The sequence below is a fragment of the Yersinia sp. LJYL362 genome (assembly GCF_048323875.1).
Window position 1 is genome coordinate 1 of sequence record NZ_JBLWEX010000179.1, and the last position, 13,727, is coordinate 13,727.

The window sequence follows — 13,727 nt, forward strand, 5'->3', positions numbered from 1 at the left end:
TGGCAAAAACCTCAGCTTCATACAGCATAGTATTAATATGCTGGGGCTGCGTCAGATCTTGTGAATGGCTGCCTCGGGGGGTAAAGGCCACAGACAGGCATTCAGAGATGCTTTCGATAACCAATGAGCCATCTTCGCCCTGAATTTCACTAGGAATATCCGATTGGCTTACTTTTGAGTGAATAATAACCACATCAAAATCACCATAATTTAGGCAAACGGTGCCGTGGGCATCAACCCCACTCGGTAATAAACTTGCGCTTGCCAGCACGGATTTAGGCGCTCCCCATAAAGCTAAAGCACTTGCCAGACAGTAGTAACCAATATCCATGATTGAGCCATTTGAAAATGCGGGATTAAAGGTATTAGGATTTTCGCCATTCAGATAGCGCTGGTAACGTGAGGAATATTGGCAGTAATTGATAAACGCTTTACGCAATTTCCCTACGCGCGGCAGAGACTGTTTTAATTGATTAAAATTAGGTAGATAGGCTGTTTTAAATGCTTCGAATAGCACCACGTCATGCTCGCGGGCACAGGCAACCAATGCTTCAACTTCAGCAAAATTAGAGGCTAATGACTTTTCACAAATAACGTGTTTTTTATGGCTGAGGAACAATTTGGCTTGGGAGTAATGCAAAGAGTTTGGGCTGGCGATATACACGGCATCAATTTGACCGTTTGCTGCCATTGCCTCGAGATTATCAAAGCAATCAGTAACGTTATAATTATCAGCAAACTCTTTAGCTTGCTCTAATTTACGCGAGTAAACAGCGGCCAGTCTCATTTTGCCACTTTCGTGGGCGGCATCAACAAAGTGCGCGGTGATCCAATTGGTACCAATAACAGCGAAGCGAATCATAGTGAACTCCATTCCGACAGAAGAAAAACACATTGAACCGCCCCACAATCAACGGATTGGTTTTTAAAGGCTAGTAAATAGCGCCAAACAGATCCAAGTGTGTCAGATAAAGGCGCGTATCAAACTCTAACTGATGATATTGCGGTTCCATATGGCAGCACAAACTATAGAACGCTTTGTTGTGATCTTTCTCTTTCAAATGTGCTAATTCATGCACCACGATCATTTTCAAAAAGGCTTCAGGGGCATTTTTAAATACTGTAGCCACTCGGATCTCTGCTTTTGCCTTTAATTTGCCACCTTGCACTCTGGAGATCGCGGTGTGCAGCCCTAGCGCATGTTTCATCACCTGGATTTTACTGTCATAGGCCACTTTACTGAGTGGCTGCGCATTACGCAGATATTGATTCTTTAAATCAACCGTATATTGATACAGCATTTTATCTGTATTGTAATCATGAGGTTGCGGGTAGCGTTGCCGTAATACACTTCCCAACCGCTGTTCAGTGATCAGTTGCTGTATCTGGGACTGTAAGTGTTCTGGATAACCTTGCAGATAGGTGAGTTCCTGCATATATATGTGCTCTGGCTGCCAATGGTTTTGTGTTTCTTGGTGGTGATAATAGCGTTTTCCGATGGGTTAGACAAAATCCTATTGCTTAGAAAAATCCAGCCGTTTGGATGGTTTCTAACGGTTAGCCACAGAAGAGCAATACCAACATTATTTTTACCCCGGAGGGGATATGTGAGTTGTGAAGTGGTGTTAAAGTGAAGATACCTGCAATATATTTACAGGTATCTTTTGTTGTTATCAGAAAGCGTATTTTATGCCAACTAAGGCTTTAGTATCGCTGGTATTATAATTTCCAATCTGATGATTGATATTTGCCCAAGCATGCAATCGTTGGTCAATTTTACTTTCTACGCCAATTTTGAGTTCAGCACTATTTTTGCTGCTGTTCTCAACACCTCGCCCTGAAAGTTGTGTGCCAGTATTGTGATTTTGATGAAGCCAGTTAATGGCAACAAATGGCATGAATTGTTGACCTGAGTCATTGGTGGTTTGCAGGTATGTTTTAGCACCAATACGGGTTATCAATTGGCCTCTGTGAGTATAATTGATGATATCTTTATTGGCTTCAATATGATTTTGAGCATTTATACCCACCCAGGTGATATTTGCATTGGGCTGGATGAAATAGCTCAGTTGCTCAGTGCTGCCAATATTAAAGGTATAACCGCTTTCTATTGAGCTGGTGAAACCGGAGGATTTATATTTTTCCTCTGCCAGTTCTTGGCCGTTAACGGTATTATTAAACCAGCTATATTGCGCCAGAGTATCAATGTAGAGCCCCGTTTTATTTTGCTGATCGGCTAGCCAGGTTGCATATACACCAAGGTTATAACCATTAACTGAACCATTAGAGTAGTAGCCCGTAACCCTAGATTTGCTGTGGTTAGTTGCTTTACCCAACCCAGCCAACATACCGATTCGTGCGCTGCCTTGTGAACCAATATCCCATTGAGCAACATCGCCACCAAGCTGAACCGAGTAGTATTTCCCTTTGATATTCAGTTGGTCAACTGTGTTACCAAACTGTTTTCTCCCGCCCTGAGTCTGTATCCACATACTGGAGGTACGCCATTCTCCGGTCGCTGCATCTTTATATTTATAATTCCCGGAACGATTTTCTAGGTCAGCAGTAAACAGATTTCTCGCCATTGAGAGATTGGCAATATAGCTGCCGTTTTCAGGGCGATAAACGGGCTGATAGGTTTTTTGAAGAGTGTTGTTGCTATTAGACGATGCTTCGTCTTGTGCTATCACTACACTTTCTTGTCTTGGCGAAATATTTTTGGCAGTTTCAGGAGGTATTTCTACTGAAGTGTTATCTTTTTCTATAATTGAATCCGTTTCTTGAGGCGACCCAACTAATTCAGTCTGCTGTTTTTTTGCTTCTGGTATAGCAGCCAGTAATTGAATGATAGGATTGGCGGGGTAACCTTTTCCGGTGGTTTTTATAACCTCATGGGGATTACCGTCTGGTTTGGCTGCTTTATCATCATTTTTTTCTGGTTCTGATATAAAAGTCTCCAATGATTGAATGATAGGGTTGGCGGGGTAACCTTTTCCGGTGGTTTTTATAACCTCATGGGGATTACTGTCTGGTTTGGCTGCTTTATCATCATTTTTTTCTAGTTCTGCTATAAAAGTCTTTAATGTTTGAATGACAGGATTGGCGGGGTAACCTTTTCCGGTGGTTTTTATAACCTCATGGGGATTACTGTCTGGTTTGGCTGCTTTATCATCATTTTTTTCTGGTTCTGCTATAACCCCCGCAATTTTAAATTTTTCGATATCACTGATCATATACCAGTTTTTGCGACGATCAGCTTCATTACCACGCCTGAGAAAATATTCAAACGCACCAGCGACGTCACGACCATCTTGTTCGAATTCACCATTAGATTCACCTTTAACCTCGATCAAAAGAATACCTAAATCAGTTTTCGCACCTTCACCGCCTAAATTATTAATTTTAACCTTGGTATGACCCGAGGTATTGCCTTCGACCAACATACGGTCAGTCTCGGAGTCATCTCCCTCCAGCTTGCTATAGAACGCCAGGGTACCGCCGTTGCTGTGATAATCTCCATTAATGGTCAGTCGGTTAGCTAACGGTTTATAAGGTGTATTAAAGGAGCCTACATTCATTGGATAAGAACTTAGATTTAAATTTCCGCCTTCACGTATATTCAGGTTTCCAATACTGGAGTTCTCTCTATTATGCCATTTGCTTTCCCCATCGATGTCGATACTAACATGCCCTCCCGACACCGTCGTATCGAGTAAGCTATTTTCTAAAATTAATTTCGTATCTTTCTCACCCGTAATTGGGCTTGTGGAGAATTTTGCTTGTGATAATTTAAGATATCCTGCTGTTATATTTGTTAAGCCGGAATATGAATAGTCGTTATGATTAGTATCATGATTGACTCCTTTTAAGATGAATGTGGCATTTGGATTATGTAGCGTTAATGAGCCTGAACCTTCTATATTGGCGGTGATCTCTCTACCCTTTCCTGTGAAGTAAAGGTCCCCATTATTTTTAATGTTATGACCATCAGTGTTTACCGTTGAATTTGGGAAGATTTTCGTTTCTCCCTCTAGCGTAACCTCACTTTCTAGTATCAGTTCTCCCCCTTTCATTATCGTCCCAATCAATTTTATATCTTCCTCTCCATTTTTAATAAGCAGTTTCCCTCCTTTAAGTACCGTCGTGTTTTCTGCCGTACCATTATTTTCGAGGCGGATAACGCCCTCCGAACCTACCGTTGTATTTTGGGCTTTTCCGTTTTTACGTATATACATTTTCCCAAGTAATTTATTATCTTCAGACTCTTCACCTTTTTTTAGACCAACAAACGTCACTAAAGCTGTGGCATGATCTGATAACATCATGAGGCCATGACTGATTGTACTGTTCGTAGCACTACTGTTATCTTTTAGATGAAAGATTGAGGAAGGATTATCTGTATTAACCTGGGTATTAATTGCTTTGGCTTTATCAGTGAGTATTAACTGATCTGCACCATCGATGATAGAATTTTGCGCCATTTGATTAGAATTCAGAATTACCGTGCCATTGGTTTTACCTTGGTGAATTACCTGTGCATTCACTTCAGCTATCGCTGAAGAACTCCCTAATATAAATAATACTGATGAAACAAATTTAGCTACAGGGCTTTTTTTTAATATATTTTTTCGTGAGTTATTTGTATTTTCCATAATTTAATATCACTAATCCTTATAAATGGTTGACGACCCCATGACTTATTGTTAGGGGATGGGGCTTCTTTATGTTTAATTTAAATTTATAATGAATACGGCAGTAAATCTTGTGGCTATGGATTATATTACAATGTGGTTTGGTATTTATAATGTTTTATTTTGTCATGCGAAAATCATTTGTTAATAAATCTTAATTTCCTTGTTGTTTATTATTCTCATGTTTTAATAAGAGATATTTATTTCCTTTTATAATTAATAGTTATGGTTTAACGGGATGTTTTCAGCACAAAAGTGTAAAATCTGCCTCCTGAGGCACAGTCGAAGGCGACATGTTTGTGCCTAAAACGGCATTTAAGCAAAAAAACATTTTACTGAGCGCCCGTTTTAGGGGATAAACAGCCCAAATTTGTGATTTATAATAGAAGCCAGGAGTGGTGATGAGCCAAGTCTTACTGGGGACACAAAGCTTCGAGCTTGAGCGTTTCCCCCCACAAGAGAATTCCAATACCTTACAGGCATGGGAAGCAGCAGATGAATATCTGCTACAAAACATTGACTTAAACCAAATTGATGGCCGCCCGGTGCTGGTGTTTAATGATCAGTTCGGTACGCTGACCTGTGCTTTACATGCTTATCGTCCCTTTAGTGTCAGTGACTCTTATATGAGCCAATTGGCGACTTCGCATAATTTACGCTTAAACCATCTGGATGAAGATGCAGTCACATTGCTAAGCAGTATGGATGCCTTGCCTGAGGCCCCTAAGCTGGTGGTGATTAAGATCCCTAAAGCTTTGGCGCTGTTGGAGCATCAATTGCATGCTTTGCGTCGTGTGGTTGCGCCAGATACGGTGATTATTGCGGGTGCAAAATCTCGCGATGTCCATAATTCAACCCTGCAATTGTTTGAAAAAATTCTTGGGCCGACCAAAACGACACTGGCATGGAAAAAAGCGCGCCTAATTCACTGTGAAGTAGCTGATATTCCACCGGCAGACGATGCGCCGGACACAGTCGATTGGCCGCTGGCAAATACCGAATATGTTATCCATAACCATGCGAATGTATTTTCGCGCAATAATTTGGATATCGGTGCCCGCTTCTTTATGGAAATCTTGCCCTATGATGTTGAGGGTAAAATAGCCGATCTGGGTTGTGGTAATGGGGTGGTAGGTTTAATCGCATTAGAGCAAAACCCGCTGGCAGAGATGTTGTTCGTCGATGAGTCATACATGGCGGTGGCATCCAGTGAGCTGAATATCACCTATAACCGCCCGCAAGATTTATCGCGCTGTGAATTTATGGTGAGTCATGGTTTGGCTGGCGTTGAGCGCGAGAGCTTACAGTTGGTGCTGTGTAACCCGCCATTCCATCAACAACATGCCGTCAGTGACCATGTGGCCTGGCAGATGTTCTGTGATGCCAAACGTTGTCTGAAAGTGGGCGGCGAGCTAATGATTGTTGGGAACCGTCATCTGGATTATTTCCACAAACTGAAACGACTGTTTGGGAACTGCGAGACGCTGGATTCCAACCAGAAGTTTATGGTGCTTAAAGCGGTGAAGACGGCCTCATCACGTTCCGAGGGCGGGGGTAGTGGTAGCCTCGACATGTCGTATAGTGATTTCTAATTATCCTTTGCCCTTGAAGGCACAGGGGTGTTAGCGGCGCGCACTCACCCGAATCACTGACTTGAGTCAGCTCATCGGGATTTGTTTGCTTGCTGCCGACCTGTGACTCCAATGACTTTGGATAATCCTTTGCTAAAATTAACCCCGAGGCGATTGTCCTGGACGCTACGGGGTTGCTAGCTGCGATTCCAATGACTTTGGGTATCTCTTTTGGGGCTTAAAGCTGCGGGGCGTGGCATTTACCACTTCCCGCTTTTTACTCATGCTTATATTGCCAGCGCCAGCCGTGTTCCTTGATCTATTGCCCGACGGGCATCCAGTTCAGCGGCGATATCAGCACCACCAATTAAATGCACGGTTTTACCCATATCCAGCAAGGGTTGATACAACTCCCGACGCGGCTCCTGACCGGCACAAATAATAATGGTATCGACAGGCAGGCAACTGGCTTGTTCTGCTCGAATGATATGCAGCCCCTCATCATCAATACGTTCGTAGCTGACACTGTTGAGCATTTTCACGCCCCGCATCGCCAGGCTGGTGCGGTGTATCCAACCAGTTGTTTTCCCTAGCCCTTCACCGACTTTACTGTTTTTTCGCTGTAACAGAAAAATCAGGCGAGGTGATGGATGAACTTGACTTCCCTCAGGAGATAACCCGCCGCGATGAGTTAAATCTTGATCAATGCCCCATTCATGGCTGAAGGCACGGCTATCCAGGCTGCTGGAATCACCCGATTGGCTCAGATATTCGGCAGTATCAAATCCAATTCCACCCGCACCAATAATAGCCACTCGCTCTCCCACCGGTTTTTTATCACGCAAAACATCCAGATAGGTCAGTACTTTGGGATGCTCAATACCCTTGATGTCGGGTAACCGCGGTTGTATGCCGCAGGCGAGGATCACTTCATCAAAATCAACCAATTGCTCCGGCTGAACCGGGGTATTCAACTGTTGAATGACACCATGAAGTACTAATTGGCGACGAAAATAGCGTAATGTTTCGTAGAATTCCTCTTTGCCGGGGATCTGTTTGGCAATATTAAACTGGCCGCCAATATCGGTTGCCGCGTCAAATAGTGTGACTTGATGGCCGCGGCTGGCGGCAGTGACGGCAAAAGCTAATCCGGCGGGGCCGGAACCGACGACAGCAAGCCGCTTTGGTGTTGCTGTCGGTAATACGGGCATTTCGGTTTCACGGCAGGCGCGGGGATTGACCAAACACGAGGTCAACTTGCCGTCAAAAATCTGATCCAGACAGGCCTGATTGCATCCGATACAGGTGTTAATTTCATCCGCCCGGTCCTGAGCTGCTTTTTGCACAAAAGCCGCATCAGCGAGAAAAGGGCGGGCCATTGATACCATATCGGCGCAGCCGTCGGTCAGCACTTGCTCTGCCACCGAGGGGTCATTAATCCGGTTGGTGGTGATAAGCGGTATATTCACTTTTCCCATCAATTTCCGGGTCACCCAACTGAATCCAGCACGTGGCACCATGGTGGCGATAGTGGGAATTCTGGCTTCATGCCAGCCAATACCGGTGTTAATCAAAGTCGCACCTGCTTGCTCGACTGCCCGCGCTAACTGTTCAATTTCATCCCAACTGGAGCCTTCTTCCACCAGGTCGAGCATAGAAAGGCGGTATATCAAGATAAAATCAGGGCCAGTTGCTTCTCGCACGGCCCGCACGATTTCAACGGCAAAACGCATTCGACGAGTAAAGTCACCGCCCCATTCATCATTGCGCTGATTAGTTCGGGCGGTCAGAAATTGATTAATCAAATATCCTTCTGAACCCATCACCTCGACACCGTCATAACCCGCTTGTTGGGCTAGTTGCGCGCAGTGAGCAAAGTCAGCAATAGTTTGCAGCACTTCGTCGTGGCTCAATTCCTGAGGGGCAAACGGGTTAATCGGAGCTTGTAATGCTGAGGGGGCAACCGGTTGTTTTTGATAGCTATAACGGCCAGCATGCAAAATTTGTAGCGCGATTTTACCACCTGCATCATGCACCGCGTCAGTCACGATTTGATGATGTGGCACTTGTGTGGCGTCATTGAGCACCGATGCGCCCTGATAGACCACGCCCTTTTTATTGGGGGCAATACCGCCTGTGACAATCAGGCCGACGCCCCCCGCAGCGCGTTCAGCATAGAATGCCGCTAAGCGTTGTGGGCCATCAGGCAACTCTTCCAGACCGGTATGCATCGAGCCCATTAATACGCGATTTTTCAGGGTGGTAAAGCCAAGATCCAAGGGGGCGAGCAGGTGAGGGTAAGCTAACATTGCAGTCTCCATATTGTTATTTCTCTCCGCGACAGCTTATTTCGGCCAAGTGGTCGGATGAGATTTTTTATTCAAATTTAGACGGTGCAATGCAGCTTGGGAAATCACAATGTGCTGATTGTGATAGCCGTCATGAATATGACACTTAAAGGAGAGAGGAAGTCTGATGTATTAACCGAAGGCGATACGTATTAGGACATATTTCCTTCGGTTAGGGGGAGGCTGATTGTCAGTGTGGCGGCCTATTAATCGCCAAACACTCGCAGGCGGTGGCCATCAGGGTCTAACGCCACAAAGGTAAAGCCGAAATCCATTTGTACCGGTGCTTGCAAAATAACGAGCCCGCGTTGCTGCCAGTCGCGGTATAAAACTTGTACAGCGGCTTTGTCGGCGAGGGCAAAAGCGACCTCTCCGCCGCCACCCGTGGCCGTCGCCGCAGGTTCAACCGTATGTTTTGACCATAGCCCCAGCATCACACCTGAATCCAATGCAAACATGGCGAAGGTTGGGTGTAATTCCACCGGTTCTTTTGCTAATAACTCGCCGTAAAATTTAGCGCTGTTTGCCGGGCTATCCACATATAGAATAATGAAATTTGGATTTGTCATGTAATTATCCCTTTATAATCAATTTAATAGGTTCATGTTAACCGAGTGCCGCTTAACTGAGTTCTATCCTAAAGGGTCAGACTGACAGTTTCTGTCAGTAGTGATTATTGATTTATGCGGGTGATAAAAAGCTATTTTTTGGGTGAGCCAGACAGGAGAGATTGCTCTTCGATACCCTCGGTTTCACGCCACTGTTTTAACAGCAACTGTCGTCGCTGAGGATAACGTTGGTCGGTCAGTGCTATCGCACTAATACGGTCAGCTCGAAAATTACGAATGGTTTGGCGTAACTCACACCAGGCAACGACTACGCGTACCTGTTCAAAAAAACCAATAGCAAACGGCCAAATGCGGCGGTAGGACTCAGCTCCTTTTAGGTCACGATAAGTAATATCGACCTTTTGCTCGGCGCGGATAGCCCGACGTAAGAGGGGGAGGGCTAGCTCACTGTCCGGCATATGGCCAGCAGGGCCGATTAATAGGGTCGAGGCATCCAATTCATCGCGCAAATCTGCGGGCAAAACCGCAGCAATCTTTGCCAAAGCATTACGTGCTGCCGAACTTAGCTGTGTATCACCCCGATAGCTGACCCAACGTGAACCTAATACTAACGCCTCGATTTCCTCTTCGGAAAACATCAAAGGTGGCAGCATAAAGCCAGGGCGTAGTACATAGCCCAAGCCTGGTTCACCCGTTATATCAGCCCCTTGCTGTTGCAAGGTGGCGATATCGCGATAAAGTGTCCGCAGACTGATTGCCAGCTCCTCTGCCAACGCAGCACCGGTAATCGGATAACGATGGCGACGTAAAATTTGAATCAAATCAAGCAGACGCTGACTGCGGGACATAATAGTTCTCATCGAAGCATAAATGCTGACTATAGCATCTTCATCCTGGGCATTTTATTCAGCGGTAGCAAAACTAGAGGGTGACTGATGTTTTTCTCCGTAGAAGACCCATCAGCCGCTTTCCATACAGGCCGATAATTAATCCACTAATAATGAATACCATCGCGATAACCTTCCCGGAGGGAATACTTTCATTGAAAATCATCACTGAGCCTAGCATACCGAAAATCGGCACTAACAGGGATAACGGTGCGACGACAGATACGGGATATTGGGTGAGTAATGAATTCCAGACCCAATAGGCGAATAATGTATTCGGGTAAACCTGAAATAAAATAGAAAATAGCGTGGTTGAATTAAAATGTATGGCTAACTCAGTAAATCCACTCGGGCCATTAAAGAGATAACTCAGTATGAAGAGTGGTATAGGGGAGAATAAACTCGACCAGACCAAAAATGAAAATACCTGTCTAGTATTGGATTTTTTAATAATAATACTGACCAGCCCCCAAACTACTGCACCGCATAATACCAAAGCCAGACCAATAAATGTCACGGAGCCGTCACTGATAAATATGATGCTGGTTAGCCCTAATAGGGCGACAATAATACCCGTATATTGATATTTAGATAGATTCTCGTGGAATAAAAATGCGCCAAGAACCATAGTGAAAAAAGCACCAAATTGCAGCACCAAAGAGGCAATTCCAGCAGATACGCCGGCTTTGATACTCAGATTGACAATACCCCACAGACCAATACCAAATAAGAGTCCATAACCTATTATATAACGCCATGAGGTATCAGGTTTCTTAATGAAAAAGACTGCGGGTAATGCACAAAGGGTGAAGCGAATACCGGCTAAAATAAGTGGATCTGCGGTAATTAAACCCAGTTTGATAATAGAGAAGTTGACGCCCCAGATGGCAGTAATCAATAGAGCAATGAAAAAATCAGTGAGTTTCACACAACCTGCCTATATTTATTGGCGTTCATTAACTTGAGTAGACTGATATCACTGTGGCAGTTCCCAAGGTGAGTATCAATAGTTGTTCGAGAACATGAAAATATTTCCAGGACAGCGGTATCGCAGCCCACGATACCGCTAAGGGAGAAGAATTAAGATTGGCGTTTATATAAACCCGCGACCATGAAACAGCTAAATGAACTGAATAACATCTCAATCCCCACCAAGGTGGTGACCATGGTTATTGACATCAACGGCCCGGCACTGACCAGCAGATAGGTAATAACCAGGTCTAATATCCCCAGCAAAATATGCAGCCACGCGCCGGGTAAACCCCATGTTCTGTAGCCGGTTATTAGCCGCATGACCCCACCAAAGGCAAACAGCACCGCCAGCACTATCGCCAGACTTATCATTCCCACCGCAGGGTTGGTAATGAATACATAACCCATTACGATATATGCCACGCCCAGCAATATGCCAGTGACCATCGGCCAAAGGTTTTTAGTGCGGTTAGCTATCATCCCAATTATCATCGCGATCCCGCTGAGTAATAGCAGAATACCGATAATCATACTTAGTGCAGCCCCGGAAGCTAATGGGTTAATCAGACAAAAAATCCCGCCGAGCAGCAGTAATACGGCAATAACTCGCATAATAAGCCGTTGTTTCTTTAAGGTTCCTTCATCAATACTCAGAAGGTATTTCCTGTCTATATTCAGCATAACGAATACTCCTATAAGGTCTGAACTCTGTTATCGATAACTAATATGAGTATAGGTCGAACAAAAGACACATAAATAAAATTTATGATATTCAATTGATTACACCCGTGGAATGTTTCCTGTACGCCAGATGTAAAAACAGGATTGCAACGGCACTGGTCATTGCGCCAAGAATACAAACACCTGACCATCCAGCATGGGCAAATACCCAAGTGGTACAGATAGCTCCGATAGCACTGCCAATCGAGTAGAACAGCACCCTGATTGAGCTGAGGGGCGGCGTAAAAACTGTTTTGGATAATGGTTGGATGCGGCTTTTTGTCGATTCGTTTGCAGTGGACATACAGTGCCTGACACATAATCTAGTTTCGAATTGAAACCACTTAATTGATTTTTAACAGAGGTGGTTTTAATATGCAACTAGTTTTTCCCGCAGCAGATCGGAGTCAACGAATGTCTAAAATGAATAAAGACCGGGCTGAAGCAGAAGAGTGCCCTGTAGCCAAAACACTTGAGATTTTGGGTGATCGCTGGTCGTTGATGATAGTGCGTGATGCTTTTGATGGCATTCGCCGTTTTGGCGAATTTCGTAACAATCTTGGATTGGCGAAAAATATCTTGGCGGGGCGTCTGCGCGATTTAGTAGAACATGGAATTTTGAGGGTGGCCCCGGCTTCTGATGGCAGTGCTTACCATGAATATGTGCTGACCGAGAAGGGGGTTCAACTATTCCCGATTATAGTCAGCTTACGCCAATGGGGTGAAGAGCATCTCTTTTCAGCAGGCGAAAAGCATTCAATTTTGGTTGATAATCTGAATGGGCAACCCATCAGTAAACTGGCGGTATCTTCACAGCAAGGCCAGATACTGGATGCCAGTGATTGTCACCGGGAAAAAGTGATTAAACGTTAAATAATTCACTATAGAAATAGTTTTATCCACAGAACCTGAATGATAAAAAGGAGAAATATATTTTCGAAAAGACTGGGCATAAAATTTCTTAATAAATAGAAGCTAGCATGAAAATAATACAATAATCATCCATCCCTAAAACAAACATATTCGTATTTGCAGTGGCACATTTTTTTTCCAGTGCTAACGTTTATTAGCATGTGAAATCATAATAGTGCTCTATTGATATATTTTCTGTGCTCAATAATAATTTTAATTTCTATAGTTATTTGATTTCACTGATTTTTAATTGAATGTTTATATCAATTAGGATAGGGGTAGGAAATGACTAGAAAATCTCTGGATGATTACCGCTCGGATTTATTAGACTCTCGCTTTGGTTCAAAAGCGATTCGTAATATTTCAGAAAACAAAGTGTTTCCTAAAGAGGAGATGCGTGAGGATATTGCTTTTCAAATCATCAGTGATGAGCTATTTCTTGATGGTAATGCACGACAAAACCTCGCGACATTCTGTCAGACGTGGGATGACGATAATGTCCACAAACTGATGGATCTTTCAATAAATAAAAACTGGATTGATAAAGAGGAATATCCGCAATCAGCGGCAATAGATATGCGCTGTGTGAATATGATGGCTGATTTGTGGAATGCCCCTACCCCAAAAGGGGCACAAGGGGTAGGGACGAATACCATTGGTTCGTCAGAAGCTTGTATGCTGGGTGGCATGGCGATGAAGTGGCGCTGGCGTAAAAAAATGGCAGCGGCAGGTAAACCCACCAATAAACCTAATTTTGTCTGTGGGCCAGTACAAGTTTGTTGGCATAAATTTGCCCGTTATTGGGATGTGGAAATTCGAGAAATTCCTATGATTCCAGGGCAATTATTTATGGACCCGCAGCGGATGATAGAGGCCTGTGACGAAAATACTATTGGTGTAGTGCCGACTTTCGGTGTGACTTACACCGGTAATTATGAATTACCCAAACCCTTGCATGATGCGCTGGATAAACTGCAAAAAGATACTGGCCTCGATATTGATATGCATATTGATGCGGCGAGTGGCGGCTTTTTAGCTCCCTTTGTTGCGCCGGATA

At 44.2% G+C, this 13,727-nt stretch carries 12 protein-coding genes; 3 read left to right on the top strand and 9 right to left on the bottom strand.

Features of this window, described 5'->3' with window-relative positions:
* From ACNSO8_RS08720 to ACNSO8_RS08730, 3 genes are all read right to left on the bottom strand, one after another.
* Positions 1-862 (bottom strand): Gfo/Idh/MocA family protein (locus tag ACNSO8_RS08720; RefSeq protein ID WP_418394402.1); only part of this gene is annotated, 862 nt, incomplete at its 3' end.
* A 70-nt stretch (positions 863-932) separates the two neighbouring features.
* Entirely contained in the window at positions 933-1,442 is a 510-nt protein-coding gene (locus tag ACNSO8_RS08725; RefSeq protein ID WP_418394413.1) for a M48 family metallopeptidase, read from the bottom strand.
* 231 nt (positions 1,443-1,673) lie between these two features.
* The gene (locus ACNSO8_RS08730; protein WP_418394403.1) at positions 1,674-4,652 is read right to left on the bottom strand and encodes an autotransporter outer membrane beta-barrel domain-containing protein; all 2,979 of its coding nucleotides are present in this window, start codon (positions 4,650-4,652) and stop codon (positions 1,674-1,676) included.
* Between the two features lie 440 nt (positions 4,653-5,092).
* On the opposite strand from ACNSO8_RS08730, the gene rlmG reads away from it, so the two are divergent.
* Positions 5,093-6,283 carry a 23S rRNA (guanine(1835)-N(2))-methyltransferase RlmG gene (gene rlmG / locus ACNSO8_RS08735; protein WP_418394404.1) on the top strand — a complete coding sequence of 397 codons (1,191 nt, stop codon included), beginning with the start codon at positions 5,093-5,095 and terminating at the stop codon, positions 6,281-6,283.
* Positions 6,284-6,549: 266 nt separating this feature from the next.
* Here the strand turns inward: rlmG and ACNSO8_RS08740 are convergent, their stop codons facing one another.
* The 6 genes from ACNSO8_RS08740 to ACNSO8_RS08765 form a co-directional block, all read right to left on the bottom strand.
* Positions 6,550-8,571, bottom strand: a complete 2,022-nt coding sequence (locus ACNSO8_RS08740; RefSeq protein WP_418394405.1) for an FAD-dependent oxidoreductase — start codon at positions 8,569-8,571, stop codon at positions 6,550-6,552.
* Between the two features lie 245 nt (positions 8,572-8,816).
* Positions 8,817-9,179 carry a VOC family protein gene (locus ACNSO8_RS08745; RefSeq protein ID WP_418394406.1) on the bottom strand — a complete coding sequence of 121 codons (363 nt, stop codon included), beginning with the start codon at positions 9,177-9,179 and terminating at the stop codon, positions 8,817-8,819.
* A gap of 131 nt (positions 9,180-9,310) precedes the next feature.
* Positions 9,311-10,027, bottom strand: coding sequence for a helix-turn-helix transcriptional regulator (locus ACNSO8_RS08750; protein WP_418394407.1), 717 nt, complete (start codon positions 10,025-10,027; stop codon positions 9,311-9,313).
* A 73-nt stretch (positions 10,028-10,100) separates the two neighbouring features.
* Positions 10,101-10,994, bottom strand: a complete 894-nt coding sequence (locus tag ACNSO8_RS08755; protein WP_418394408.1) for an EamA family transporter — start codon at positions 10,992-10,994, stop codon at positions 10,101-10,103.
* Between the two features lie 152 nt (positions 10,995-11,146).
* Positions 11,147-11,719 (bottom strand): HdeD family acid-resistance protein, encoded by a 573-nt coding sequence (locus ACNSO8_RS08760; protein ID WP_418394409.1) that lies wholly within the window; start codon positions 11,717-11,719, stop codon positions 11,147-11,149.
* 91 nt (positions 11,720-11,810) lie between these two features.
* Positions 11,811-12,062: a hypothetical protein gene (locus ACNSO8_RS08765; RefSeq protein ID WP_418394410.1), complete on the bottom strand. Its 252-nt coding sequence runs from the start codon at positions 12,060-12,062 to the stop codon at positions 11,811-11,813.
* Between the two features lie 110 nt (positions 12,063-12,172).
* Here ACNSO8_RS08765 and ACNSO8_RS08770 point away from each other — a divergent pair, with 110 nt between their 5' ends.
* A complete protein-coding gene (locus ACNSO8_RS08770; protein ID WP_418394411.1) occupies positions 12,173-12,631 on the top strand; it encodes a winged helix-turn-helix transcriptional regulator in 459 nt (152 codons plus the stop codon).
* A gap of 324 nt (positions 12,632-12,955) precedes the next feature.
* The coding region (locus tag ACNSO8_RS08775; protein WP_418394412.1) for a pyridoxal-dependent decarboxylase at positions 12,956-13,727 on the top strand (772 nt) is incomplete at its 3' end.